This window comes from Planotetraspora kaengkrachanensis, from assembly GCF_016862895.1.
Classification (GTDB): Bacteria; Actinomycetota; Actinomycetes; order Streptosporangiales; family Streptosporangiaceae; genus Planotetraspora; species Planotetraspora kaengkrachanensis.
In genome coordinates, this window is sequence record NZ_BONV01000024.1 from 109,325 (window position 1) to 134,565 (window position 25,241).

At 69.6% G+C, this 25,241-nt stretch carries 20 protein-coding genes and 1 other RNA gene; 14 read left to right on the plus strand and 7 right to left on the minus strand.

Annotated features, from left to right (window positions below):
• Positions 1-4: 4 nt before the first annotated feature.
• A complete protein-coding gene (locus tag Pka01_RS23795; RefSeq protein ID WP_239115242.1) occupies positions 5-1,516 on the minus strand; it encodes a penicillin-binding transpeptidase domain-containing protein in 1,512 nt (503 codons plus the stop codon).
• A 165-nt stretch (positions 1,517-1,681) separates the two neighbouring features.
• Here Pka01_RS23795 and Pka01_RS23800 point away from each other — a divergent pair, with 165 nt between their 5' ends.
• The 3 genes from Pka01_RS23800 (at position 1,682) to Pka01_RS23810 (ending at position 5,521) form a co-directional block, all read left to right on the plus strand.
• Complete coding sequence (locus Pka01_RS23800; RefSeq protein ID WP_203885066.1) at positions 1,682-2,629, plus strand: LysR family transcriptional regulator; 948 nt, start codon at positions 1,682-1,684, stop codon at positions 2,627-2,629.
• Positions 2,626-3,501 carry a serine hydrolase gene (locus tag Pka01_RS23805; protein WP_203885067.1) on the plus strand — a complete coding sequence of 292 codons (876 nt, stop codon included), beginning with the start codon at positions 2,626-2,628 and terminating at the stop codon, positions 3,499-3,501. Before Pka01_RS23800 ends, Pka01_RS23805 begins: the two co-directional genes overlap by 4 nt.
• 64 nt (positions 3,502-3,565) lie before the next feature.
• On the plus strand, positions 3,566-5,521 hold the full coding sequence (locus Pka01_RS23810; RefSeq protein WP_203885068.1) for an acetoacetate--CoA ligase: 1,956 nt from the start codon (positions 3,566-3,568) through the stop codon (positions 5,519-5,521).
• 366 nt (positions 5,522-5,887) lie between these two features.
• Here the strand turns inward: Pka01_RS23810 and Pka01_RS23815 are convergent, their stop codons facing one another.
• The 4 genes from Pka01_RS23815 to Pka01_RS23825 all read right to left on the minus strand — a co-directional run bounded on the left by Pka01_RS23815 (position 5,888) and on the right by Pka01_RS23825 (position 10,280).
• Positions 5,888-7,351: an NADH-quinone oxidoreductase subunit NuoF family protein gene (locus Pka01_RS23815; protein WP_239115243.1), complete on the minus strand. Its 1,464-nt coding sequence runs from the start codon at positions 7,349-7,351 to the stop codon at positions 5,888-5,890.
• Complete coding sequence (locus Pka01_RS40880) at positions 7,348-8,217, minus strand: hypothetical protein (protein ID WP_239115244.1); 870 nt, start codon at positions 8,215-8,217, stop codon at positions 7,348-7,350. The genes Pka01_RS23815 and Pka01_RS40880 overlap by 4 nt, the downstream gene beginning before the upstream one ends.
• A gap of 181 nt (positions 8,218-8,398) precedes the next feature.
• Positions 8,399-9,670 carry a DUF1996 domain-containing protein gene (locus Pka01_RS23820; protein WP_203885070.1) on the minus strand — a complete coding sequence of 424 codons (1,272 nt, stop codon included), beginning with the start codon at positions 9,668-9,670 and terminating at the stop codon, positions 8,399-8,401.
• Between the two features lie 22 nt (positions 9,671-9,692).
• Complete coding sequence (locus Pka01_RS23825; protein ID WP_203885071.1) at positions 9,693-10,280, minus strand: DUF4142 domain-containing protein; 588 nt, start codon at positions 10,278-10,280, stop codon at positions 9,693-9,695.
• A gap of 129 nt (positions 10,281-10,409) precedes the next feature.
• Here Pka01_RS23825 and Pka01_RS23830 point away from each other — a divergent pair, with 129 nt between their 5' ends.
• The 4 genes from Pka01_RS23830 (at position 10,410) to Pka01_RS23845 (ending at position 17,090) form a co-directional block, all read left to right on the plus strand.
• Positions 10,410-10,970, plus strand: a complete 561-nt coding sequence (locus tag Pka01_RS23830) for a sigma-70 family RNA polymerase sigma factor (protein ID WP_275414501.1) — start codon at positions 10,410-10,412, stop codon at positions 10,968-10,970.
• Positions 10,970-11,167, plus strand: a complete 198-nt coding sequence (locus Pka01_RS23835) for a zf-HC2 domain-containing protein (RefSeq protein ID WP_203885072.1) — start codon at positions 10,970-10,972, stop codon at positions 11,165-11,167. The genes Pka01_RS23830 and Pka01_RS23835 overlap by 1 nt, the downstream gene beginning before the upstream one ends.
• A gap of 115 nt (positions 11,168-11,282) precedes the next feature.
• Entirely contained in the window at positions 11,283-12,104 is an 822-nt protein-coding gene (locus Pka01_RS23840; RefSeq protein ID WP_275414502.1) for a tryptophan 2,3-dioxygenase, read from the plus strand.
• 33 nt (positions 12,105-12,137) lie between these two features.
• Positions 12,138-17,090 (plus strand): NAD-glutamate dehydrogenase, encoded by a 4,953-nt coding sequence (locus Pka01_RS23845; protein ID WP_203885074.1) that lies wholly within the window; start codon positions 12,138-12,140, stop codon positions 17,088-17,090.
• 9 nt (positions 17,091-17,099) lie between these two features.
• On the opposite strand, the gene Pka01_RS23850 is transcribed toward Pka01_RS23845, so the two are convergent.
• On the minus strand, positions 17,100-18,143 hold the full coding sequence (locus Pka01_RS23850) for a DUF8094 domain-containing protein (RefSeq protein ID WP_203885075.1): 1,044 nt from the start codon (positions 18,141-18,143) through the stop codon (positions 17,100-17,102).
• An 82-nt stretch (positions 18,144-18,225) separates the two neighbouring features.
• Here Pka01_RS23850 and prfB point away from each other — a divergent pair, with 82 nt between their 5' ends.
• Complete coding sequence (gene prfB / locus Pka01_RS23855) at positions 18,226-19,335, plus strand: peptide chain release factor 2 (protein WP_203885076.1); 1,110 nt, start codon at positions 18,226-18,228, stop codon at positions 19,333-19,335.
• 40 nt (positions 19,336-19,375) lie between these two features.
• On the opposite strand, the gene Pka01_RS23860 is transcribed toward prfB, so the two are convergent.
• Positions 19,376-19,564, minus strand: a complete 189-nt coding sequence (locus Pka01_RS23860) for an RING finger protein (protein ID WP_203885077.1) — start codon at positions 19,562-19,564, stop codon at positions 19,376-19,378.
• Positions 19,565-19,738: 174 nt separating this feature from the next.
• Here Pka01_RS23860 and ftsE point away from each other — a divergent pair, with 174 nt between their 5' ends.
• From ftsE to Pka01_RS23890, 6 genes are all read left to right on the plus strand, one after another.
• Positions 19,739-20,428, plus strand: coding sequence for a cell division ATP-binding protein FtsE (gene ftsE / locus Pka01_RS23865; protein WP_203885078.1), 690 nt, complete (start codon positions 19,739-19,741; stop codon positions 20,426-20,428).
• A 14-nt stretch (positions 20,429-20,442) separates the two neighbouring features.
• Positions 20,443-21,342 (plus strand): permease-like cell division protein FtsX, encoded by a 900-nt coding sequence (gene ftsX / locus Pka01_RS23870; RefSeq protein ID WP_203885079.1) that lies wholly within the window; start codon positions 20,443-20,445, stop codon positions 21,340-21,342.
• 69 nt (positions 21,343-21,411) lie between these two features.
• Positions 21,412-21,894 carry an SsrA-binding protein SmpB gene (gene smpB / locus Pka01_RS23875; RefSeq protein ID WP_203885080.1) on the plus strand — a complete coding sequence of 161 codons (483 nt, stop codon included), beginning with the start codon at positions 21,412-21,414 and terminating at the stop codon, positions 21,892-21,894.
• 9 nt (positions 21,895-21,903) lie between these two features.
• Complete coding sequence (locus Pka01_RS23880; protein ID WP_239115245.1) at positions 21,904-23,784, plus strand: penicillin-binding transpeptidase domain-containing protein; 1,881 nt, start codon at positions 21,904-21,906, stop codon at positions 23,782-23,784.
• 292 nt (positions 23,785-24,076) lie between these two features.
• Positions 24,077-24,463, plus strand: a transfer-messenger RNA (tmRNA) gene (gene ssrA, locus Pka01_RS23885).
• Between the two features lie 172 nt (positions 24,464-24,635).
• Positions 24,636-25,235, plus strand: a complete 600-nt coding sequence (locus tag Pka01_RS23890) for a GntR family transcriptional regulator (RefSeq protein ID WP_239115246.1) — start codon at positions 24,636-24,638, stop codon at positions 25,233-25,235.
• Positions 25,236-25,241: the final 6 nt, after the last annotated feature.

The following is a 25,241-nucleotide window of genomic DNA, read 5'->3' on the forward strand; positions in this document are numbered from 1 at the left end:
GGGGTCACAACGCGTCGAGGAAGCGCGCCGCCGCGGGCGCGGCGACGGCCGCGCCGGTGCCGCCGCCCTCGACGATGACGGCGAACGCCAGATCCTTCCGATAGCCGATGAACCACGAATGCGTGGGGGGCTCCGCGCCCGAGCCGTACTCCGCGGTGCCCGTCTTGCCTGCCGTACCCGAGGGGAAGGCGACGCCGCTCGCTGTGCCCTCGGTGACGACGGCGGGCATGAGCCGTCGCAGTGCCGTCACCACACCGGGCTCGAGTTTGCGAGGAGCGGACGCTCCGGCGGGTACGAGGGCGGCGGGGACGAGCCGCGGCTGCCGCCACGTGCCGTCGGCGATGGCTCCGGCCACGGCGGCCATGTTGAGCGGGCTCGCCAGCACCCGGCCCTGGCCGATTGCCGCGGACGCGAGGTCGGTCGCGTCGCGCGGCGCGGGGAAGGCGGCGTCGACGGCCGGCACTCCGATCTTGATGCGCGCGCCGAAGCCGAAGTCGGCGGCCACCTTGCTCAGGCGGCTCGGGCCGAGCCGGTCGACCGCCATGGCGCCGAACGTCGTGTTGCACGAGTGGGCGAAGGCGTCGACGAAGCGCAGCGTCCCGTAGTCGTGGTGCTCGGCGTTGTGGAACGCGAAGCCGCCGATCGTCTGCTCGGCGGGGCATCGCACGGTCTGCCCCGCGGTCACGCCACCCGCCACGAGCGCGGACGCGGTGACGACCTTGAAGGTGGACCCCGGGGGATACGCCCCGAGAAGCGCCCGGTTGTATCCGCCGGGCTTGTTGACCACGGCGAGGATCTCTCCGGTCGAGGGCCGCAGCGCGACGAGAGAGGCCGGCTTGCCGACGCCCTCGAGCGCGTGCGCGCCGGCGGCGTGGACCTTCAGATCGAGTGTGGTGGTCAGCGGTTCGCCCGGGCGCTTCGCGTCGCGGGCGACGGTCGACACCGTCGTGCCGGTGGCGGTGTCGACGACGTCGATCTGCGACGACGGCCCGCCCGCGAGACGTGAGCCGTACTGCTTGCGCAGTTCCTCGACGATCTGCTGGACCGAACCGGGCGCGTCCGGCGTGTCGATCCTGGTCCCGTCGGCCGCGGTGACGGGGGCCGGGTCGGCCCGCCGCGTGGTCAGCGTGAAGCGGCGCCCATCGGTGAGCAGCGGATGGATCGCGGCCGGCGTCCAGGCGACCCGCCACTCGCGGTCGCGTTCCACCAGCCGGAGGGATCCGTCGTAGGAGAACCCGACGGGTCCGGTCAGCGTGGCGTGGAACCCGGCCGTTCCCTCGGAGACGCGGGAGACCTGGAACCGCTGCGCGGTGAGCTTCAGGTCGTCGTGGAACGCGCGGTACCTGTCGTCGAAGTCGGCGGGCGGATCGACGGTGAGCGCGCGCATCGCCGCATAGTCCGACCGCGACCACGCGGCCAGGAAGCCGGACGCCGTCTCCTCAGGTGAGCCCTTGGTCCGCAGCGCCCATATGGTCCCGCCCGCGACCAGGACCGGGGCGAGCAGGAGAGCGGTCACGAAGGGCCAGCGGCGCCTTCTGCGTGCTCTGTGCGGTTGTGATGTGCGGCGCATGTGTTCCCCCCACGTGTTCGAGTGCTCGAACAGAGGAGCAGATGTCAGCAGAATATGTCCAATATCGATATCGTTCTCCGATTAATAGCATTTTGCGTATCATTGCTGTTCATGGACCTCATCAGGCATCTCAGCCAGTTCCTGGTCCTCGCTGAAGAGCTGCACTTCGGCAATGCCGCCGCGCGGCTGGGGCTGGCACAGCCGCCGCTCAGCCAGCGCATCAAGAGGCTGGAGGACGAGTTGGGAGTCAAGCTCTTCGAGCGGTCCAGCCGCCGGGTGACGCTGACGGCGGCGGGGCGGCTCCTGGTGCCGGAGGCGCAGGACCTCGTCGCCCGGGCGGAACGGCTCCGCCACCTGGTGGCGGGATCGGACGGGGAGGACGGGACGGCCGTCCGGGTCGGCGTCCCCCCGGACCTCGGCGGGACCATGCTGGCCGCACTGATCGCCGCCTACCGGGCACGTCTGCCCGAGGTGCGGCTGTCGCCCGCGGAGATGGGGACGGCGGCGCAGGTCGCCGCGCTCGTGGAGGGCGAACTCGACGTGGGGCTGGTCCGCCATCCGGTCGCGGCGGCCGGGCTCGGGTTCGGGGCGATCCTGACCCAGCATCCGGGCGTCCTGCTCGCGGAGAGCGACGAACTCGCAGCCTGGGCGACCGTCCACCTCGCGGACCTGGCCGGACGTGCGCTCGTGCTGTCCCCTCGCGAGGCCGAGCCCGGCCTGTACGACGAGACGCTGGCCTGCTGCAGACGGAGCGGATTCGTCCCCGCCGACGTCATCGCGGCGGGCACCGCCGAGTTCGCCCTCGGGCTCGTCCTTTCGGGCACGGCCGTCTCCTTCGGCCCTCCGGCGGCTCCGCCGGGCACCGTCTGGCGACCGCTCGCGGGGGCGCCGCTGGCCTGGCGGCTGTCCACCGCGTGGCGCGGGAAACCCGCTCCGCACGTCGAGGAGTTCGCGGCGGTGGCGCTGCGGGTGCTCCGCGAGGACGCCGGGCTCGTGGACGAGGGGTCCGTCCCCGCGCTCCGGGTCGCTCCCCGCCCGGCGACGGGATTCCTGGCATGAACGCGATCGAGCAGGTCTTCCGTTCCGCGGGGGTCACGGGTCGGATCCACGTGACCGACATCGACTCGGGAAGCGAGGTGGCGATCCGCGCCGACGAGCCTGTGGTCCTCGCGTCCGTCTTCAAGCTTCCGCTGCTGCTCGAGCTGTACCGGCAGGCCGAGCGCGGCGTCGTCGACCTGTCCGACCCGGTTCGGGTGCCCGCGGACGGCAGGGCTCCGGGCGGCACCGGGCTTTCCGCCATGAGTGACGAGGCGGCGATGTCCCTGCGCGACATCGCGTACCTGATGATGGCGGTGAGCGACAACACGGCCGCCGACGTGCTGCTCGGCAGGGTCGGGCGCGACGCGGTCAACACCCTGCTCGCCGAGTTGGGGCTGCCGGGCACCCAGGTGGTGCACGACTGCCGCGAACTGTTCGCCGGCATGCTCGCGGACGCGGGCGTGGCCGACACGGCGGCGCTCACCCAGGCGTGTGCCGACCCCACGGTGGTCGCCCGCCTCGGCGCGCTCGTCCCCGGGCGCACCAACCGCGGCACCCCGCGTGAGATGACGCGGCTCCTCGGCATGGTGTGGCGGGACGAGGCGGCGCGGCCGGAGTCCTGCGCCGCCGTACGGCGGCTGATGGGCCTGCAGGTGTGGCCGCACCGGCTGGCCTCCGGGTTCCCTTTCGACGACGTGGCCGTCAGCGGCAAGACCGGAACGCTGCCCACGATCCGCAGCGAGATCGGCGTCGTCGAGTATCCCGACGGCGGCCGCTACGCGGCGGCCGTCTTCACCCGCTCGCTCGGGACGGCCCAGAACCAGCCCCGCGCCGACGCCGCGATCGGGTCCGCCGCCCGCATCGCGATCGACCATCTGAGGGCGCACACATGAGGGGGCCCGTTTCTATGTGGGCGGGGACGGTGACATGGGCCGTCCGCCTCGCAAGGATGGACACATGGTTGAGGAAGGCGCTCTGCTCTGGGAACCCACGCCGGAGATCGTCCGCGATGCTCGGGTGACTCGTTTCGCCGACCGGCTCGGCCGGTCCGGGACCTACGAGGACGTGTGGAAGTGGTCGGTCGACAGTCCGGCTGATTTCTGGACGTCGGTGTGGGACTACTTCGGCGTCGTGGGGGAGCGTGGTGACGGGCCCGTCATCAGTGGAACGATGCCGGACGTCCAATGGTTCGCCGGATCCACCGTGAATTACGCCGCCAACGCGTTGCGCGGCGACGCCGACCGCCTCGCCGTGATTTTTCGCGATGAAGCGGGAAACAGGCGGACGTACACGCGCGGGCGACTGCGCGACGAGGTCGGCCGGGTGCGCGCCGGCCTGGTGAGGCTCGGCGTGGGGCGCGGCGACCGGGTGGCGGCGTACGTCCCCAACATCCCCGAGGCGCTGATCGCCTTCCTGGCCACCGCCTCACTGGGGGCGATCTGGTCCTCGTGCTCGCCGGACTTCGGTGCGCCGAGCGTCATCGACCGGTTCACCCAGATCGAGCCCAAGGTACTCATCGCGGTGGACGGGTACCGGTACGGCGGCAAGGCCTTCGACCGCTCGGGCGTCGTCCGCGAGATCGCGGCCAAGCTGCCCACCCTCTCCGCGACCGTGTGGATCCCCTACCTCGACACCGGGTCGCCCGCGCCCGAGGGCGACCTGAGCTGGGACGACCTCCGCGGCGAGGCCGGCGAGCTCACGTTCGAGCGGGTCCCGTTCGGGCACCCGCTGTGGGTGCTGTACTCGTCGGGGACGACCGGCCTGCCCAAGCCCATCGTGCACGGGCACGGCGGGATCGTGCTCGAACACCTGAAGTCGCTCTCCTTCCACCAGAACCTCGGCGAGGAGGATGTGTTCTTCTGGTACACCACGACCGGCTGGATGATGTGGAACTACCTCATCGGCGGCCTCCTCGTGGGAGCCACCGTCGTCATGTACGACGGCAGCGCGGCCCATCCCGGGCCGGACGCCCTGTGGCGGCTGGCGGCGGAGGAGGGGATCACCTACTTCGGCACGGGCGCGCCGTACATCGTCGCCTCGATGAAGGCGGGGCTGCGGCCCACGGGCCTGGAGCGGCTGCGGGGGATCGGCTCGACCGGATCTCCGCTGCCGCCGGAGGGGTTCGCCTGGGTCTACTCCGACGTCAAGGCCGACGTCCAGCTCGGTTCGTTCTCCGGTGGCACGGATGTCTGCACGGGTTTCGTGGGCGGGGTGCCGTCGTTGCCGGTCAGGGCGGGCGTGATCCCGTGCCGGTGTCTCGGCGCGAAGGTGGAGTCGTTCGACCCGTCGGGCGCGTCCGTCATCGGCGAGGTGGGCGAGCTCGTGGTCACCCAGCCCATGCCGTCGATGCCGGTCATGTTCTGGAACGACCCGTCGGGCGACCGGTACCGCGAGTCGTACTTCGCCGACTACCCGGGCGTCTGGCGGCACGGCGACTGGATCAAGCTCAACCCCGACGGGAGTTGCGTGATCTACGGCCGGTCCGACTCGACCCTCAACCGCGGCGGGGTCCGGATGGGCACCAGCGAGTTCTACCGCGTCGTCGAGCGGTTCGACGAGGTCGCCGACAGCCTGGTGATCGACACCGGCAGACTCGGCCAGGAGGGCCGGCTCCTGCTGTACGTCACGCTGGCCGAGGGGAGCACGTTCTCCGACGATCTCGTCGGCAGGCTCCGGACGGCCCTGCGGAGCGAGCTGTCCCCGAGGCACGTGCCCGACGAGATCCACGAGGTCCCCGGCATCCCCAGGACGTTGTCCGGCAAGAAGCTGGAGATCCCGGTACGGAAGATCCTCCTCGGCACGCCCGTCGAGCAGGCCGCCAACCCCGACGCCATGGCCAACCCCGAGGTCCTCCGCCACTTCATCACCACCCCTGGGGGTGATCATGCAGAAGTTCGTGATCACACCCCGTGAGCTGCCCACCCCTTGTGTGTGATCATGCACAGGTTCGTGCGTGGAAGCCTTGAGCTGCGCCGACCCATTTCGTGATCATGCACGGATTCGGTTGCCTGCCGTACGAGCTGGGTGAACACTCTCCGTGATCATGCAGAAGGTCCGAGTGTGCATGGTCACGCAGCAGAAAAGCACAGGTCGGAGTTGGCCGCGCCGAACCTGTGCATGATCACGCCGGGGAGGTGCGCGGGTCCGGCGGGGTGGCGCCGAATCTGTGCATGATCACGAGCAGAAGGACCGCAGGTGGAAGGGGCATTCTCCGAACCTGTGCATGATCACGCCGGGGAGGGGCGCAGGTCGGGCGGGGTGGCGCGAATCTGTGCATGATCACGCGGAGGTGGGGGGGAAGCGGAGGGCGAGGGCGGGGCACATCTCGACGGCTCTGCGGGCCTCGGCGCGCAGCCATGGGGGGACGCCGCCCTCCTCGACGGCGGGGAAGCCGTGCTGGTCGAGCTTGACCAGCCCGGGCGCGACGTGAGCACAGAGCCCGTGGGCCTGGCAGCGGGACCAGTCGACCATCAACCGGGCCTCGCGCGTCTCGGCGGCCGGGAGGGGCAACATCTCGAGCACCGGCCGTCCGCAGGTCCCGTGGACGCGATGCTCCTCCACGTCGTCGGCGAACGCCTCGAGCGCGGACAGGACGAACCTGGCCGACCCGTCGGGGTGGGAACACGCCCCACGCCCTCGTACGGCCGACGCCGCCCGCCGTACGAGCTCGATGCCGTGCGTCGAGCCCCCCGACACCTCGGCGACGGCGCGGGCGAGGTCGGGCAGCCCGAGCCGGCAGGGCCCGCACTGTCCCGACGACTGCGCGGCCAGGTAGTTCGCGACGCGCAGGGTCTCCCCGAGGGGGCAGGTCTCGCCGCCGAGCGGCACCACGATGCCCGCGCCCAGGGACCCGCCGGCCTGCGAGATGCCGCGGCGGGACACGACCGCCCCGTACGCCTGGGCCGCCGACAGCCAGGCCCCGTGGTACCCGCCGATCAGCACGCCGTCGCCGACGGCCGCCTCGCAGAGGTCGAGCACGGAGGGCAGCGGCACCCCCGGCGTGACCTCGACGACGGCCGGGAAGACGGCGGAACCGCCGACGGTCAGGAGGGTGGTACCCGGCTCCTGCACGGTCCCCACCGAGCCGTACACCTCCGGGCCCAGCTCCCCGAGGATGGCGAGCTGGGCGAAGGTCTCGGTGTTGGACAGCAGCGTGGGCAGGCCGTCCACGCCGCTGTCGGAGGAGCGGGCCTTGCGCCCGGGCGGAATGCCCGCCTGGCCGTTCACGGCCTTGACGAGGGCGCCGCCCTCGCCCGAGATGAACCGCTCCGGTATGGGGGCGACGCGGACGGCGTCCTGCGCGCCCCGCTCGGCGACGGCGGCCGTCATGGACGCCTCCGCCATTTCACCCGCGGCCACCGCGACCACGACCTGCCGGGAGTTCAGCGCGCGTGCCGCCAGCAGGGCGCCCTCCAGGACGAGGTGGGGAGCCCGGGTGAGCAACATCTTGTCCTTCACACTGGCGGGCTCGCCCTCGGCGCCGTTGACCAGCACGACCGTCTCGGAGGCGCGGGCGCGGGCGGCGACCGCGCGCAGCTTGCGCGCGAACGGGAAGGCCGCGCCGCCCCGTCCCCGCAGGTCGACGTCTTCCGCCATCGAGATGAGCGTGTCGACGGACTCGGTGCCGAGTTCGCCGTGGATGGAGCGATGGGTGTCGAGATCGAGCCTGCGGTGCTGGTCGAGCCCGGCCGTGAGCCGTGCCGGGCCGAGTCGTCTGATCTGGGACACGCGATAGGGAATCACACGATCCTCCGGAGTTTGGTGTCCTGCGACCTGCGCGCCGCCCGTCCGATCGGCGTCGCGTCCGTGCCGGTGCGGCCGAGCAGGGGGACCGGCTCCGGCATCGTCCGGGGAGTGCTCTCCGGCTTCGACTCGGGTACGGCACGCGGCATCGGCTGTGTCTGCGTCATGTCGACGGCGTCGGCCATGGCCGTCTCGAGGGCGGGCCGGAAGGAGGCCATGACCCGGATCAGCAGGGCCGAGCCGACGGCCACGAGACAGATCACGTAGCTCCAGCTCACCCATGCGGCCGGGCTCCGGCCGGCCATGAGGCCGTGGAGGATGGACAGCGGCCACGCCAGGTAGGCGAGGTCGTGCAGGACCCGCCATGTCCAGGGCCGTTCGGCCTGGGCGAAGCGGCCGCGCATCACGCCCGTCGCCACGATGACGATCATGAGGTCGGACGCCAGGGCGCCCATCCCGACGTACAGCGAGGTGCTCGGCAGGACCGAGCCGTACGCGGGGACGAGCCCGGCGGCGATCTTCATGCCGATGTGGGTGACCAGGAAGCCGACGCCGATCAGGGCGGCGGCCCGGTGCACGAGCTGGGCGCGGACGCGGTGGGGGATCGGCAGCACCACGCGGTCGCTGGCGGCGAGCCCGAGGGCGACGGTCGTGGTGAGGGCGACCAGGGAGATGACGCCCGCGTAATAGGTGAGGAAGGCCTGGGCCGCGTCCAGCAGCGGCGTGCCGATCCCGTTGTAGGCGGCGAAGAGCGCACCGGTCATGACCACGGTGACCGCGGCGCCCAGGCCGATGCGCACGCCCGGGTTGTTGAGATCCAGACCCTCGTCTGGCCGGGTGTGCCGTGGAGCCCGTCGGTGGGGCAAGGAGTCCTCCGTCGGATGAACTGTGATCGGTGTTCCGGCGATCTCGGCGTGGGCGACGAGATCGCCGCGGGGGGTGCGGGGCTCAGGACGCGGAAGGGTGCCGCTCCCCGTCCTCACGCGGGGTGGACCGCGAGGGATCGGACGGGGAACGGCACGTCCTGAGGTTCCCGGGGCGGCGCGATCAGCAGCGGCGCCCGCGGTTGATGCAGTTGACGACCGTGTTCATCAGGCGCGTCGGCATCACGTTCTCGAAGTCGGCGTGGTCGGTGATCGGGTTGTGCAGTTGCTCGGGGAAGGCGTCGACGGCGAACGACGCGCCGCGCGGCACCGAGTAGCCGAGTGTCATGCGCAACTGCGGAATCGCCCTGGTGCCTGAGGGACACCGGCCGTTCGCGGCGGGGAAGACGACGTGCGTCCGGTGGTTGGCGCTGTCGATGTTCGCGCCGTCCCAGCAGCTCGGGAAGTCCAGGATCCGCATCACCATGCTGCCTCTGGGGCAGAGGGGGTACTTGGTGGTGGTGCGGTTGGTGAATCCCGAGCAGGTCCACTGGGCGCGGGCGTTCGCGGGCCCGTTGGTGGCCGACTTGGCGTCACCGGTGATCAACCGGAGGAACCGCGGCATGGCCACGACCCGGCTGAACCGGTTCCCGCGGAACTGCAGCGTCACGGCCCTCGGCAGCAGGATCGTCCCGATGTTGCCCTCCGCGCCGGGCCCCGGGTTCGCCGTGGCGGGAGCCGGCGCCGATGCGGTGGGTGCGGGGGCGGCGTCCCCGGGAGCGGGGGCAGCGTCCCCAGAAGCGGGGGCGGCGGGATCCGCCTCGGCGCCGGGAGGCGTCGCCGCGTCATCCGGGGCGCCGGAGGGAGCCTCGGTCGCCGCGGGGTCGGCCGAAGCCCCGGTGTCCGCGGTGGCCGCGGGGTCCGCCGGAGTCTCGGTGGCGGGAGGCGCGTCGGCGCTGGCTTCAGCGGCCTCTGCGGCCTCTGCGGCCTCTGCGGCTTCGGCCTCCGCGCGGCTCTTGATGGCCGTCTCCCCGGTCCTGCTCCTCAGCACCGGCCAGAAGTAGGTGGACTTGTCGCCCAGGCGGCAGGTGGTGCCTCCCGCGGCGAGGCTCTCGTCCGTGGAGAACCCGTTGGTGGTCAGGTTGCCGACGTAGTCGTGGATGTGGTGCGCGCCGTTCGACACGCCGGGCGCGACGATGTGGTTGTCCGAGTTGTGGTGGGCGTTCTCGTTGCGGCCGCAGCGGGAGACGAACGACCCGCGGCCGGCGACGACGCCGGTGTTCCCGCGGGGGACCTTCCGGATGTCGACGAAGTCCTCCAGGAAGGGGCCGACGTCCTCGCACTCGTGTCCCTGCGCGGTTGGGTCGCAGTGGGCGGAGGCGGCGGGCACGTCGAGTCCCACGAGCGTGCTGCTCAGCAGGAGGGCGGCGCCGGCAAGCATCAGCCGTTTTCGCATCTTTGATAACTCCTGAACCTGACTAGACCGTAGGAGCGGGGATCGTGGAGTAATCCACGAGGCCTGTGCCTTCAAGTAGGGACATGTGCTTCATGACGACGGTGTTCGCCGTCGTGGCGAACTCGCGGATCAGGTCGTTGCGGGTGCCCGCGCGTACGGCGGCGACGACCGCGAAGACTTTGCCGTGGGCGTTTCTCAGCCTGTCGACGAAGATCTGGTCGAACTGGGGTCCCCTGGCTCCCGACATCTCGTCGAGCCATCCCTTCTGATCGGGGTTGGGCTCGTCGGGCAGCAGGACGCCGAGCTTGTCGGCCAGGGCGCGCGTCTCGGCGTCGAGCTTGGTGTGGTCGGTCACCAGGTGCATGCCGACGTCCTTGACCTTGTCGTTGTTCGAGCGATCCTGGGCCCATCGGCCGGCGGGGATCTCCCAGAGTCCTGCCCACCGGACCCGCACGAGCAGGTCGCGGTCGGCCGGGCTGAGGGGGCCCCACTGCGTCTGGGTCCATCCCGCCTGGGCCGCCTCACCTCGAGGGACGACCACGACCACGGCTATGGCCGCGGCGAAGAGGAAGACGCCGAACACCAGGAGTTCCCCAAACCGGAACCGCATCGTGCCTCCTTTCGTGACCTTCGGTCGGAGGTACGCGGAGGTGTGGCTGGCGGTTCAGGAAATAGTCAGAAATGACTGGAGTTGGCAGAGTCCAGTACAGGCGAGGAAAACTGATGCAAACATGTGCCCGTGCGTCGACAACTCGACAGCCGGTTCGTGCGTCAGGACTCCTACGACGAACCTGATCGGGACGATCATCTGATCAGGGAGCTGTATCAGGAGTTCGGCGGTCCGCTACTGCGTCAGGTGCGGAAGACGACCGGCAACGACCTGCAATGGGCCGAGGACGTGGTCCAGGAGACGCTTGTTCGCGCCTGGCGTAATTCCGCGAAGCTGACCTGGGAACCCGGCCTCCTGTGGGCCTGGCTCTTGACCGTGGCCCGCCGCATCGTGATCGACGGGCGCCGGCGGCGGGGCGTTCGCCCCAGAGAGGTGGAGGCCCCCGAAGAGGACACCATCGCCGTGCCGGACGGCTCCGACCGCACGCTGGCGGCGATCGTGGTCGCCGACGCATTACGCGGACTGTCCGCTCAGCACAGGGAAGTTATCGAAGAGACATACTTACGGGACCGTACGGTAAGCGAAGCGGCCGAGATTCTGGGCATTCCGCCGGGTACGGTGAAATCAAGGCTCTTCTATGCCCTGCGCGCTCTGCGCTCGGCACTGAAGGAAAGGGGGGTGGCCAGCTGATGTCCGCGTCGTCGGAACACTTCGATGTGGCCGCCTACGCCCTTGGAGTGCTCGATGACGACGACGTCGAGGCGTTCGAGCGCCATCTCGACGACTGTGCGCAGTGCCGGTCGGAATTGCTGGAGAGCCAGGACGTTCCCGGTATGCTCGACGCGATCAAGGCTGACTCCGTATCCCCCGAACGGACCCGCCCCTGAGTCGCCTGTACGTTAAGTTGACGTATGGGGCATTTTCGGGTGATATCGGGTGCGGTGGGGCCACTCTTCCTGTCAATGGGGACCGGAAGACGGTGCGCCACCAAAGGAGTGGTGCATGGCTGCGACGCCGGATCAACGAGCCCGGACCGCGGACGCGTCGCCTCCTCCGCGTAGTTTCGGCGAGGAAGGCGCTCGCCTTTCCTATGGCGACTATCTCCGCTTGAAGGATCTCCTCGCCCAGCAGGCGCCCCAGTCGGGCGCCAGCGACGAATTGCTCTTCATCACCATCCACCAGGTCTACGAACTGTGGTTCAAGTTGCTCCTGCACGAGCTGGAGCGCATCAGGGACGCGATGGCGGGCGGCGAGCTCTGGCACGCCAGGCATCTGTTCCGCCGGGTTCACGCTGTCGAGCGGGTCCTCGTCGAGCAGGTCCAGGTGCTGGAGACCATGACCCCGCAGGACTTCCTGGAGTTCCGCTCGGTGCTCGCGCCGGCCAGCGGATTCCAGTCGGTCCAGTTCCGTGAGCTCGAGTTCCTCTCCGGGGCGAAGGACGAGGCGTACCTCTCCCGGCTCCGGGACGCCGACGACGCGGAACTCGCCAGGCTCAGGCGACGGCTGGCCGAACCCACGCTATGGGATGCTTACCTCACCGCACTCTCCCAGCGTGGCCTGGCCGTCTCCGACGAGGAGATCATGGACTCCCTGCTGGCCGTGGCCAGGGACCGCGGATCGTACGACGATCTGTGGGAGCTGGCCGAAGATCTGCTGACGCACGACGAGACCGCCGCCCATTGGCGGATGCGTCACGTTCAGATGGTCGAGCGCCAGATCGGCACCAAGTCGGGTACGGGCGGCTCGTCCGGAGCGCCGTACCTCCGCGGGCGCACACGAATGCAGTTCTTTCCCCTCCTGTGGGAATTAAGGGCCTGGCTGTAAACCTCGAAAACTCACAAAGGGGTGAGTAGCGACATGCCGCTCGATATGGCGCAAAATTCGCAGGAAGCGCTGGACGAGCTTCTCCGTACCGCAGCCCAGAGGTGCGCCCACGCACCCGGTGCGCCGGGCGACGTGGAGGAGGTGCTCGCCTTCCTCCGGCGGTACTACCTCCATGTCCCCGTCGAGGACCTGGCCGACCGCGATCCCGTGGACGTGTTCGGACCGGCGGTCTCCCACCGGCACCTGGCCGAGCACCGGCCACAGGGCCGGGCGGTGGTCCGGGTCTACACGCCGACGCTGGAGGAGAACGGCTGGGATCCCGGCCGCTCCGTGGTCCAGATCGTCACCGACGACATGCCCTTCCTCCTCGACTCGGTGACGAGCGAGATCGACAGGCACGAGCTGGGCACGCACCTGATCGTCCACCCGCAGATGCAGGTGCGCCGCGACGTGACCGGCGCGCTGGCGGCCGGAGCCGGCCAGGAGGACGTCGCCGGCCGGGCGGAGGTCACCGGCCAGCCGCTCCGCGAGTCGTGGATGCACATCGAGATCGACCGCCAGTCGGACCCCGCCGTGCTCAAGCAGCTGGAAGGCGATCTGCAGCGGATCCTGCTCGACGTCCGCAGCGCCGTCGAGGACTTCGCCAAGATGCGGGCGCTGGCCGTGCATACGGCGGACGAGTTGGCGGCCGCGCCGCCTCCGCTCGACCCCGCCGGGGTCGAAGACAGCCAGGAGCTGCTCCGATGGCTGGCCGACGGGCACTTCACCTTCCTCGGCACCCGGGAGTACCGCCTGCTGGAGACCGAGGGGGGAGAGAGTCTGCGGGCCGTCCCCGGCACCGGGCTCGGCATCCTGCGGGCCGACAAGGCCGGATCGGACAGCTTCGCCGCCATGCCGCCCGCGATGCGGGCGAAGGCGAGGGAGAAGCAGGTCCTGATCGTCACGAAGGCCAACAGCCGCGCGACGGTCTACCGCCCGCAGTACCTCGACTACATCGGCGTCAAGTTCTTCTCCCCGGACGGCGAGGTGATCGGTGAGCGCCGGTTCCTCGGCCTGTTCACCCACATGGCGTACAGCGAGTCGATCTCCAGGGTCCCCGTGCTGCGGCGCAAGCTCGGCGAGGTGCTCGACCGGGCGGGGCTTCCCCCGGACAGCCACGACGGCAAGGACCTCATCGAGATCCTCGAGACCTACCCCCGCGCCGAGCTCTTCCAGACCTCCGTCGACGAGTTGCTGCGCATCGCGCTCGGCGTCCTCAGGCTGCGCGAGCGCAAGCAGGTCAGGCTCTTCCTGCGCCGCGACGACTACGGCCGGTACATCTCCTGCCTGATCTTCCTGCCGCGCGACCGCTACACGACCAAGGTCCGCCTGGCCATGCAGCAGCTCCTGCTCAAGGCGCTCGGCGGCACGACGCTCGACTACAGCGCGATGATCGGCGAGTCGGCGCTGGCCCGGCTGCACGTGGTCATCCGCGGCGAGCGCGGCAAACCGCTCGGCGATCTCCCCAACGACCTCGAAGAGCTGGAGTCGCGTCTCGCGGCCGTCACCCGCTCCTGGGAGGACGACCTGGCCGTCGCCATCAACGAGCTGTGCATGGAGGAGGAGGCGCCCGCGCTGGTCCGCCGGTACAGCACGGCCTTCCCGGAGGGGTACAAGGCCGACTTCCCGCCGCGTACGGCCGTGGCCGACCTCAAGAGGCTGGAACAGCTCGCCGGGGACCCGTCCGAGATCGGCATGAACCTCTACGAGCCGTACGGCGCGGCGGAGGGCGAGCGGCGCTTCAAGCTGTACCGGATGGGCGCACCCATCTCGCTGTCCCACGTGCTGCCGCTGCTCCAGCGGATGGGCGTCGAGGTGGTCGACGAACGCCCGTACGAGGTGGACAGGGACCACGACCCGGACACCCAGGACGCCTGGATCTACGACTTCGGCCTGCGGTACACACCGGCGGACGACGTGGACCGCGACGAGTTCAAGCAGCTGTTCCAGAACGCGTTCGGCGCGTTGTGGCGCGGCGACGTGGAGAACGACGGCTTCAACGCGCTCGTGCTGGCCGGCGGCCTGACCTGGGAACAGGCCGAGATCCTGCGCGCGTACGCCAAGTACCTGCGCCAGGCGGGCACCACGTTCAGCCAGAGCTACATCGAACGCGTGCTGCTCGGCAACGTCCGGCTGGCGCGGCTGCTGGTCAGGCTCTTCGAGGCGCGTCTCGACCCCAGGCGGCCCGAGGACGGCAGGACCGAGATGTGCGAGGCGCTCACGGAGGAGATCCTCGCCTCGCTCGACGAGGTGGTCTCACTCGACGAGGACCGCATCCTCCGGGCCTACCTGGAAATGATCAACGCCACCTTGCGCACCAACGCCTTCCAGACCGCCGGCGGCGAGGGCAGGGACGCCGGAGCGGGCGGCAGCCGGCTCGTCTCCGGCAGGCGCAAGCCGTACATCGCGCTGAAGTTCGACCCGCAGGCGATCAGCGTGCTGCCGCTGCCGCGGCCGAAGTACGAGATCTTCGTCTACTCGCCGAGGGTCGAGGGCGTGCACCTGCGGTTCGGCAAGGTCGCCCGCGGCGGCCTGCGCTGGTCCGACCGGATGGAGGATTTCCGCACGGAGGTCCTCGGCCTCGTCAAGGCCCAGACCGTGAAGAACACCGTCATCGTGCCCACGGGCTCCAAGGGCGGGTTCGTCGTGAAGCGCCCGCCGGCGGGCGGCCGCGACGAGCAGCTGGCCGAGGGCATCGCGTGCTACCGCCAGTTCATCTCCGGCCTGCTCGACCTGACGGACAACCTCGTCGCCGGCGAGGTCGTCCCCCCGCCCGACGTCGTACGGCACGACGGCGACGACACCTACCTGGTGGTGGCCGCGGACAAGGGCACCGCGACGTTCTCCGACATCGCCAACGAGGTGTCCAAGGAGTACGCCTTCTGGCTCGGGGACGCGTTCGCCTCCGGCGGTTCGGTCGGCTACGACCACAAGGCCATGGGCATCACCGCCAAGGGCGCCTGGGAGTCTGTGCGCTACCACTTCCGCACGACGGGCGTCGACGTCCAGACGACCGACTTCACCGTCGTCGGCATCGGCGACATGTCGGGCGACGTGTTCGGCAACGGCATGTTGTTGTCGGAGCACATCCGGCTGGTCGCCGCGTTCGACCACCGGCACGTGTTCGTCGACCCCACGCCCGACGCCGCCCGCGGGTTCGCCGAGCGGAGCAGGCTCTTCGCGTTGCCGCGCAGCTCCTGGGCCGACTACGACCGGGCGCTCATCTCGGCAGGTGGCGGCGTGTGGCCGCGGACCGCCAAGTCCGTTCCCGTGTCCCCGCAGATGCGGGCGGCGCTCGGCATTCCCGCCGGCGTCACCGCGCTCGCACCCAACGAGCTGATCAGCGCCATCCTCAAGGCCCCGGTGGACCTGCTCTGGAACGGCGGCATCGGCACCTACGTGAAGGCCACGTCTGAGAGCCACTCCGACGTGGGGGACAAGGCCAACGACGCCCTGCGGGTCAACGGCGCCGACCTGCGCTGCAAGGTCGTGGGAGAGGGCGGGAACCTCGGCCTCACCCAGCTGGCGCGGATCGAGTTCGCGCTGGGCGGCGGGCTGGTCAACACCGACTTCATCGACAACTCGGCCGGGGTGGACACCTCCGACCACGAGGTCAACATCAAGATCCTGCTGAACCAGGTCGTCCGCGACGGCGAGATGACCGACAAGCAGCGTAACCAGCTCTTCCTCGAGATGACCGACGAGGTGGGCGAGCTGGTGCTCGACGACAACTACGCCCAGAACGTGGTGCTGGCCGCCTCGCGGGCTCAGGCGTCCTCGATGTTGCACATCCACGCCCGCTACCTGCGGCGCCTGGAGCGGGCGGGCGTGGTCGACCGGCAGCTGGAGTTCCTGCCGTCGGACAAGATGCTGGCCGAGCGCCGGCAGGCGGGCCTGGGGCTCACCGCGCCGGAGTTCGCGGTTCTGCTCGCCTACACCAAGCACGCGGTGGACGCCGAGCTGCTCGCCTCGGACATCCCCGACGACCCGTACCTGGCGTCGTGGCTCGTGTCCTACTTCCCCTCGGCCCTGCGGCAGCGTCTGCGCCCGTACATGGACTCCCACCCGCTGCGCCGGGAGATCATCACCACGCGCGTCGTGAACGACGTGGTCAACGCGGGCGGCACCAGCTTCGTGTTCCGCTTCGGGGAGGAGACCGGCGCCTCGACGGCCGACGTCGTCCGGGCGTACCTGGTGACCCGTGAGGTGTTCGACCTGGCCGCCTTCCGCCGCCAGGTGGAGTCGCTGGACAACAAGGTCGAGACCGCGACGCAGCTCGCGATGCTCTTCGAGGCCAGGAAGCTGTCCGAGCGCGGCACCCGCTGGCTGCTCGGCAACCGGCGGCCTCCGCTCGACCTCGCGTCGACCGCCAAGTCGCTCATCGAGGGCTCCAACGGCCTGGTTCCGCACCTTCCGAAGCTCCTGACCGGCCCCGACCTGGTGGCGTTCGAGGAGCGGAGGGACTCCTTCGTGGCCCGCGGCGTGCCGGACGACCTGGCCGAGCGGGTGGCCGCGATGGTGCCCGCGTACTCCACGTTCGACCTGGTGGAGATCGCCTCGTTCACGGGGAGACCGGTGAACGAGGCGGCCGAGGTCTACTTCGACCTGGCCGACAGGCTCCAGCTCGCGCGGCTCAGGGAGCGGGTCATCCACCTGCCCCGGGACAGCAGGTGGAACTCGATGGCCAGGTCCGCGCTGCGGGACGACCTGTACGCGGCCCACGCCACGCTCACCCGCGACGTGCTGATCCACAGCAAGCCCGGCCTGTCGCCCGAGGAGCGGCTGGCCAGCTGGTCGGAGGCGAACAACGCCGCCGTCGACCGGGCCAGGCAGACGTTGTCGGAGATCTGGGAGAGCGACACCTTCGACCTCGCGACGCTCTCGGTGGCGCTGCGGGCCGTACGGACCCTGGTCGCGACGAGCAACCTGCCGCACGCCGAGCCGTGAGGCGGGTGATCAGGTGGCGGTTGCCCTGGTGACGACGCTGTCGTAGGCGATGACATGAGCGGGCGCGGTGGACGTCTTGGGCGGCACCGCGCTCACGTACTGCTGGGTCTCCTCGATCCTGCGCTCTTTCCTGATGAACGGGTTCTTCAAAGTCCAGCGGGCCGCCGGGGGGATCAGCACCGGGCGGCCCTCGCTGCACTTGATCTCGGGCGTCCACGTCGAGGTGCGCGACAGCGTGTAGAAGACGAGGCCGCCCCCGCCGGCGGTGCGCAGGGCGAAGATCGGATAGTTCGCGGCGATGGCGAAGATGGACTGGTAGTCCATGCAGTCCTTGTCCCTGGCCCTGTCCCGGTCGGCCGTGATCGCCGCCGCGAAGCCGGTCGTCTGCGGGCCTGGAGCGATCAGCCCTGAGGCGTAGCCCTCCTGTCCCTCCTCGGCGACCGTGGCGTGCAGGGGGCCCATCAGGTTGGGGCTGACCGCGATGCTCCCGTCCCGGGAGTCGAGCGCCGTCGCATAGCCCTCGGCGTCCGTGGCGATCGCCGGGGGCTCGTCGCCCGGGTAGATCAGGGACTCGAAGCTGTTCTGCCACCGGGAGGCCGCGTTCGGCCGCGTGAAGGCGAACACGGCCGTGCGGACGTCGCCCTTCGAGGTGCGGCGCTGGGCCGTCGCGGCGAACCACTGGGTGCCTGATCTCGCGGTCTGGCGGGGCACGAAGACCTTGGGCCGTGACCACGTGTAGCGCGGCGGTTCGGCGCCGGAGGAGTGGATCTGCGCCGCCGTGATCGGACGCTGGGCGTCACGGGCGAGTGAGAGCGTCCACCTGTCCGCGCCCGCCACCCTGAGGACCTCGTCGGTGGCGAGGAACCCGTCGAACGCCTTCTCGGCGTCGGGGATCGTCACGGCCTGCGGCTCGGGGCTCGGGCTGGGCGCGGGGGCGCTCGACGTGGCCGCGGCGGGGCTCGCCGGCGGCGCCGGCGGCGCCGAGCGCGTGCAGGCGGCAGCCGTGCCGGCGAGCAGCGCCAGGGCGAGCGCACTCCGGACGACCCCGTTCACGCAGCCTCCTAGGACAAGGATCCACATGCTAGCCGAGGTGCGAGACCCGACGACGTCCTCCGTTCGCGTACCCTTTACAGACGTGGCAGTCATCGATCCGGCCGAAGAGATCGGCGAGCTTACCGGCACCCTCAGGGGCATCCAGGACGTGCTCGACGTCGACGCCCTGCGCAAGCAGGTCGTCGATCTGGAGGCCCAGGCCGCCGCGCCCGATCTGTGGAACGACCCCGAGCAGGCGCAGAAGGTCACCAGCAAGCTGTCCCACCTGCAGAGTGAGATCAACCGCGTCGAGAGCCTGAGCCGCCGCCTGGACGACCTGCCGGTCCTGTTCGAACTGGCGGCCGAGGAGGGCGACGAGGACGCGCTGGCCGAGGCCGAGAAGGAACTGGCCTCGCTCAAGTCCGACATCGGCGCGCTCGAGGTCCGGACCCTCCTGGCGGGCGAGTACGACTCGCGGGAGGCGCTCGTCACGATCAACTCCCAGGCCGGCGGCGTCGACGCGGCCGACTGGGCGCAGATGCTGATGCGCATGTACCTGCGGTGGGCCGAGCGTCACGGGTACGGAACCGAGGTCTACGACACCTCCTACGCTGAAGAGGCCGGCATCAAGTCGGCCACCTTCGTGGTCAAGACCCCCTACGCGTACGGCACGCTCCGGGGGGAGCACGGGACCCACCGCCTCGTGCGGATCAGCCCGTTCGACAACCAGGGCCGCCGCCAGACCTCCTTCGCCGGAGTGGACGTGGTCCCGGTCGTGGAGCAGACCGACCACATCGACATCAACGAGGACGACCTCCGCGTCGACGTCTACCGGTCGTCGGGTCCCGGCGGTCAGGGAGTGAACACGACCGACTCGGCCGTCCGGATCACCCACCTGCCGACCGGCATCGTGGTGTCCTGCCAGAACGAGCGGTCCCAGTTGCAGAACAGGGCCTCCGCGATGGCCGTCCTGTCCGCGAAGCTGCTGGAGCGCAAGCGCCAGGAGGAGGCGGCCGCGATGAACGAGTTGCGCGGCGAGAGCACCACCTCCTGGGGCACGCAGATCCGCAACTACGTGCTGCACCCGTACCAGATCGTCAAGGATCTGCGCTCCGGGGTCGAGGCGGGTAACCCGACCGCCGTCCTGGACGGCGACCTCGACGAGTTCATCGAGGGCGAGATCCGGTGGATGCGCCGCCAGGAGGCGCACTGATCGGGGGTCCTGAAGCACCCGCCGGCGTGGGTCGGCGGGTCTAGTACCCGCTGAGGTGGGACAGGGCCAGCAGCGCGACGGCGAGCACTATGGCCAGTGCGATGAGCACGGGCGAAAGGCCCATGAACCCGTGGTGGTGAAGCTTGGCGCGTCCTTCGCGGCAGACGGGGCACCGGCCCTCCACCACAGGGCCCGCGCAGGCCGCGCAGATCAGATGTTCGCAGCTCATAGCACCATTACCATCCCATGATCCAAGGCCTAATCGTTTTGTTTCCGTTATGGACGTTCCATGCCAGTGTTACCCCTACACTGAGGTACGGCCAACCGGAACGTCGATCGAAACTTACGGTCGCCCTCCGTGTTGGATGTCCCGCCCCCTAGACTGGCTTGCCGTGATGCGCCCGTGATCCATTTCGATAATGTCAGCAAGGTCTACGCGAACCAAAACCGGCCTGCCCTCGACCACGTGAGCGTGGACGTCGACAAGGGCGAGTTCGTGTTCCTCGTCGGTCCCTCCGGATCAGGGAAGTCCACCTTCCTTCGCCTGGTCCTCAAAGAGGAGCGGCCCAACTCCGGTGCGATCCATGTCGCCGGCAAGGATCTCTCCCGGCTGTCCAACTTCAAGGTTCCCCACCTGCGGCGCCGGATCGGATGCGTCTTCCAGGACTTCCGGCTGCTGCCCAACAAGAACGTCTACGAGAACGTGGCGTTCGCGCTCGAGGTCATCGGCAAGCCGCGGCGGTTCATCCGCAAGGTCGTGCCTGAGGTCATCGAACTGGTCGGCCTGGAGGGCAAGGCGCATCGCATGCCCGACGAGCTCTCCGGCGGCGAGCAGCAGCGCGTCGCGATGGCTCGGGCCTTCGTCAACCGACCCATGATCCTGCTGGCCGACGAGCCCACTGGAAACATCGACCCCGCGACGAGCATCGGCATCATGAAGGTGCTCGACCGCATCAACAGGACCGGCACCACCGTCCTCATGGCCACTCACGATGCCGCCATCGTCGACTCCATGCGCAAGCGCGTGGTGGAGCTGGAGGACGGAAAGATCGTCCGCGACCAGTCGCGCGGCGTCTACGGTCAGGCGTATTAGGAGCTACTGGGAGCATGCGGGCCAACTTCATCTTCTCCGAGGTCTGGATCGGCCTTCGCCGTAACCTCACGATGACCATCGCCGTCATCGTGACCGTCGCGGTCGGCATGGCACTGCTCGGCATCGGGCTGATGATCAACTCTCAGGTCTCGTCCATGACCAGCTACTGGACCGACAAGGTCGAGCTGTCGGTCTTCCTGTGCAAGAAGGACGACGTCTTCCCGTCGTGCAAGAGCAAGCCCCCGCTGAACGACGAGCAGAAGGCGGCGCTGAAGCAGACGATCGCGGGCATGCCCGAGGTCGAGCGGGTCGACTTCGAGGACCAGGCCCAGGCGTACAAGAACTTCCAGGAGCAGCAGGGCAACAGCCTGCTGCTGTCGGTCGTGCAGCCCGACGACCTGCCGGAGTCCTTCCGGGTCAAGCTCAAGGACCCCAACAACGCCACCGCCGTGACGGAGAGCATCACGGGCCAGGCGGGCGTCTCCAACATCGTCAACCAGCGCCAGATCCTCGACACCTACTTCGGATTCCTGGGCAAGCTGAGGAACATGGCCCTGGGTGTGGCCATTTTGATGGTGTTCGCGGCGACGCTGCTGATCGGCAACACGGTCCGCCTGTCGGCCTACAACCGGCGACGGGAGACCGGCATCATGCGGCTGGTCGGCGCCTCGAACATCTACATCCAGTTGCCGTTCGTGATGGAGGGTGTGATCGCGGGCCTCATCGGCGGCGTTTTCGCCGCGGTCCTGCTGATCGTCACCAAGATCTTGTTGTTCGAGGGCATCCAGACCTACATGGCCATCCCGCTCGGATGGAACACGGTCGCGGGTGTGATCACCTTCACCATGGCCGTCGGCGTGGTGATCTGTGTGCTCGCCTCGTTCATCACGCTCCGTCGCTACCTGCGCGTGTGACCGGTGGGCGGTCTCCCGAGCGTGCGCGCACGTCGTTTCCGCCCCCCGCGTCAACGGTAGGCTCCCTGTATGCCACGTGAGATCGGGCGAAAACTGATCGCCCAGAACAAGCGTGCCCGGCACGAGTACTTCATCGAGGACACCTATGAGGCCGGGCTCGTGCTGACCGGCACCGAGGTGAAGTCGCTCCGCGCGGGCAAGGCCAACCTCACCGACGGTTACGCCTCGGTGGAGAACGGCGAGGCGTGGCTGATCAACGTGTACATCCCGGAATACAGCCAGGGCACGTGGACCAACCACGCCTCACGGCGCACCCGCAAGCTGCTGCTGCACGGCAAGGAGATCAGCAAGATCAGCGCCACGCTCAAGGAGCGGGGCCTGACACTGATCCCGCTCTCCATGTACTTCAAGGACGGGAAGGCCAAGATCGAAATCGGCGTCGCCCGGGGTAAGAAGGACTACGACAAGCGGCAGACCCTGATGGAGAAGCAGGCGAACCGGGACATGGCGCGCGCCATGTCCAACGCGGTCCGCCGCAGGGGGGGCCGCTAGGCCGTGTCCGTGCACGCGAGAGTCCTGCGCGCCGCGCTGGCGATCGGCCTGGTGACACCGATGCTCACCGGCTGCTTCGAGGAGCCGTCACCGCACGAGGCCGTCCGGGACTTCCTGGTCGGGTGGCAGACCGGCGACTACGCCGACGCCGCCAAGCGGGTCGACGGTGATCCGGCGACCGTGCGCGGCGCCCTGCAGAACTTCGAGGTGCAGCTCGACGCCGCCTCGATCCGGTTCTCGATGAAGGGCATCCAGCGCACCGGCGACGAGGCCAAGGCCGAGTTCCACGCCCAGGTCGACCTGGGGGAGAACAACCCCCTGTGGGAGTACGACGGCGCCCTGCCGCTGCATCTGGTGGACGGCGTGTGGAAGGTCCGCTGGTCGCCGAGCGTCATCCACCCCGATCTGCACGCGGGGCAGCGCCTCGCCGTCGCGACCGTGCCCGAGGGCCGCAAGCCCGTCCTCGACAACCAGGGCAACCCGCTGCAGGAGGAGACGAAGCTCTACGTGGCCGGGGTCTACCCCGCGAAGGTCAAGGACCCGGGCCGGCTGTGCGACCAGCTCTCGAAGATCACCGGCTTCGCCCAGGACCGGCTGCTCAGCCGGATCCTGTCCTCACCGCCGCAGGACTTCGTCCCGCTCGCGACCTTCGGCGGCACCAAGTACGCCAGCATCCAGGCCAAGCTGGCGGCGATCAAGGACCTCGTCATCCAGCCGGACACCCCGCCGGTCGCCCCGAAGTCGCCCGTCCAGATCGTGGGCCGGGTCGCCGCGATCACGCCGGAGGCCGAGCAGCAGCTCGGCGGGCCGCAGCGGGCGGGCGACACCGTGGGCAGGGACGGCCTCCAGAAGGCCTACCAGGACCAGCTGACCGGCTCGACGGAGACCCGCGTCATCATCCTGGACACCAAGACGTCACAGCAGGTCAAGGAGCTCAAGGCCTGGCCCGGGCGGAAGAACGACTCCGTCAGGACGACGATCGACAGCCGCGTCCAGCAGGCCGGTGACGGCGCCGTGGCCGGTTCCCGGCCGGCAGCGTTGGTCGCCGTGAACGCGACCTCGGGCGAGATCCTCGCGGTCTCGACGAACCAGCTCAACCAGGAGAAGGACGCCCTCGCCGGCAAGTACCCGCCCGGCACGACGTTCTCGATCATCGCCTCCGACGCGCTCCTCGAGAAGGGTCTGTCCCCCAAGCAGCGGGTTCCCTGCAGCGCCGACCGGACGGTCGGCGGCACGCGCTTCGTCCAGCCAGGACTGCTGTCGCCCGCCACCCCCACGTTCTCCGGGGACTTCGCGCAGGGGTGCGTCACGGCGCTGGCCTCCCTGGCCCGGCGGGTCGACGGGAGCGCCCTCGCCGACAGCGCCACCCAGTTCGGCATCGGGGGAGACTGGGGCCTGCCGCTCAAGACGTTCACCGGTTCGGTTCCCGAGGCGACGACCGACGCGGCCGTGGCCAAGCTGATCGCCGGCACGAGCGTTCGCGTGAGTCCTCTGTCGATGGCGCTGGTCGCCGCGGCGGTCGACTCCGGCACCTGGCGGCCCCCCGTGCTCGTCACCTCGCCCTCCACGCCGGACGCCTCGGCCGAGGCGCCTCCCGCGGCCCCGACGCCGCCGAAGGCGCTCGACCCCGCCAGAGTCGAGTCGTTGCGCACTCTGATGCGGCTCGGCGTCACGCGCGGTACCGCCTCGGCCGCCGCGGCCAGAGGGGGCGCCGTGCACGGCGTGGCCTCTGAGGTGACCCAGGTCGTGAAGAAGAAGCGCACCAACCTGTCGTGGTTCGTCGGCTGGCAGGGCGACGTGGCCGTCGCCGTGCTGTCCCACAGCGCCGACGCGACGACGTCGGCCGGCATCGCGGGGAACTTCTTCAAATACCTGCAGCCGCAGACCTGAAAAACTTCCGCCCCAGAGGCAACCATCGAGCCCGTCTGTGGCGTCTTTCTCAGTGACTGGGCACCGCTTGGGGGGTTGCGGTCCCGGTCACCGTGATGAGATCAGGGCTCCATCTCGGGGGGAGCCCTTCCGTCCGGACCGGCTCGACCCTGCCGGTCGGCCCCCGGGGCGCGTGCTATGCCGCGTCCCGGGGGCTTCGCCGTCCCGGCAGGAATCTGGTTCGCGCCGCGAGTGTTGAGAATGTAGGGTTCATTTTCTCGGCTCCTGGAGCCGGGGGATTGACAACTCAACAGGGGGTGACCGGTTTCGACTTCGGCATTGCAAGGCAAGGGAAGCGGGCCGAGGACTGCGGACATAACCTCGTTAACACTGTGACCGCAAACCAATAAGTGCCAATAACATGCGCACTGAGGTCGGCCAGGACTCCCTGGCTCTCGCCGCCTAAGCAGCGAGTGACCTCTGTCAGCCCGGGAGCGCCTCCGGCCCGGATCTGACATCGCTAGGAGGCTCAACCGACCGACCCGGTCACGGGGTCGAGCGGGAAACCAAACAGTGACTGAGCCCGTCGGCGACTCGCCTGTGAGATCACCGGGGCTGAGAAAAGCGTAAACAGGCTGCGCCCGGAGAAGCCTCGTCTTGGTGTTGAAGGACGCGGGTTCGATTCCCGCCACCTCCACGTGCGCGTCCGTGAGACGCGTGGATCGCCGTAAGGGCGGTCGGTTTCGGCGATTTACCGCCGGATCGGCCGCCCTTGATTGTTTCTGGGATCCCGTCCCCTCGTGCGCGGTGAGGTTCCGGTCCCTGGCTAGAGTCGCTGTGGTGGTCCGCGGACGGAAGGAGACCGGGCGGCTGTGGACGAACGGGTGCGAGGCGGGACGGTTCCCGGCGACAGGGCGGGAGGCCGGCCGCGGGTCCTCGTGCGACGCGCGCTTCCCACAGAGCCCGCGGTGCGGGGCTCGGCGTCCCTGTTCATGACCGAGGCCGGGCGGCAGGGCATCCGGGCCGACCGGCGCATGGTGTACGTGGGACCTGAGCCCGCCTCCGAGCACGTCGCCCTCGCCCTGCGCGTCGAGCCCGGAGCCGAGGTCCTGGCCCGGCGCAAGATGATGCTGGCCGACGACGTGCCCGTCCGTGTCGCGACGAGTTACTTCCGGCTGGACCTCTTCGGCGGCACCCCGCTCTGCGACCCCGGGTTCGTACGGCCGAGCCTGCAGGCGGGGATCGAGGCGCTCGGGCACCGGTTCGGCCGGGCCGAGGAGCAGCTGACGGCCCGCCCGCCCACGGAGGCCGAGGCCGCCGTCCTGGAGCTCGACCCGGGTGAATGGGTCGTGCAGATCGTGCGAGCGGGGTATTCGGCCGAGGACGTGCCCATCCACGTGCTGGAGACCGTCTGCGCCGCGTCCCGCCACGTCTTCCCGATCGTCCAGGTGGCAGGCGCCGACGAGTTCTGACCTCTC

What these genes read in the sequence shown, in the direction of transcription:
- Pka01_RS23800 (WP_203885066.1), top strand. Translation starts at nt 1,682, where the DNA reads ATGGACCTCATCAGGCATCTCAGCCAGTTCCTGGTCCTCGCTGAAGAG.
- Pka01_RS23805 (WP_203885067.1), top strand. Translation starts at nt 2,626, where the DNA reads ATGAACGCGATCGAGCAGGTCTTCCGTTCCGCGGGGGTCACGGGTCGG.
- Pka01_RS23810 (WP_203885068.1), top strand. Translation starts at nt 3,566, where the DNA reads ATGGTTGAGGAAGGCGCTCTGCTCTGGGAACCCACGCCGGAGATCGTC.
- Pka01_RS23820 (WP_203885070.1), bottom strand. Translation starts at nt 9,670, where the DNA reads ATGCGAAAACGGCTGATGCTTGCCGGCGCCGCCCTCCTGCTGAGCAGC.
- Pka01_RS23825 (WP_203885071.1), bottom strand. Translation starts at nt 10,280, where the DNA reads ATGCGGTTCCGGTTTGGGGAACTCCTGGTGTTCGGCGTCTTCCTCTTC.
- Pka01_RS23835 (WP_203885072.1), top strand. Translation starts at nt 10,970, where the DNA reads ATGTCCGCGTCGTCGGAACACTTCGATGTGGCCGCCTACGCCCTTGGA.
- Pka01_RS23840 (WP_275414502.1), top strand. Translation starts at nt 11,283, where the DNA reads ATGGCTGCGACGCCGGATCAACGAGCCCGGACCGCGGACGCGTCGCCT.
- Pka01_RS23845 (WP_203885074.1), top strand. Translation starts at nt 12,138, where the DNA reads ATGCCGCTCGATATGGCGCAAAATTCGCAGGAAGCGCTGGACGAGCTT.
- Pka01_RS23860 (WP_203885077.1), bottom strand. Translation starts at nt 19,564, where the DNA reads ATGAGCTGCGAACATCTGATCTGCGCGGCCTGCGCGGGCCCTGTGGTG.
- ftsX (WP_203885079.1), top strand. Translation starts at nt 20,443, where the DNA reads ATGCGGGCCAACTTCATCTTCTCCGAGGTCTGGATCGGCCTTCGCCGT.
- smpB (WP_203885080.1), top strand. Translation starts at nt 21,412, where the DNA reads ATGCCACGTGAGATCGGGCGAAAACTGATCGCCCAGAACAAGCGTGCC.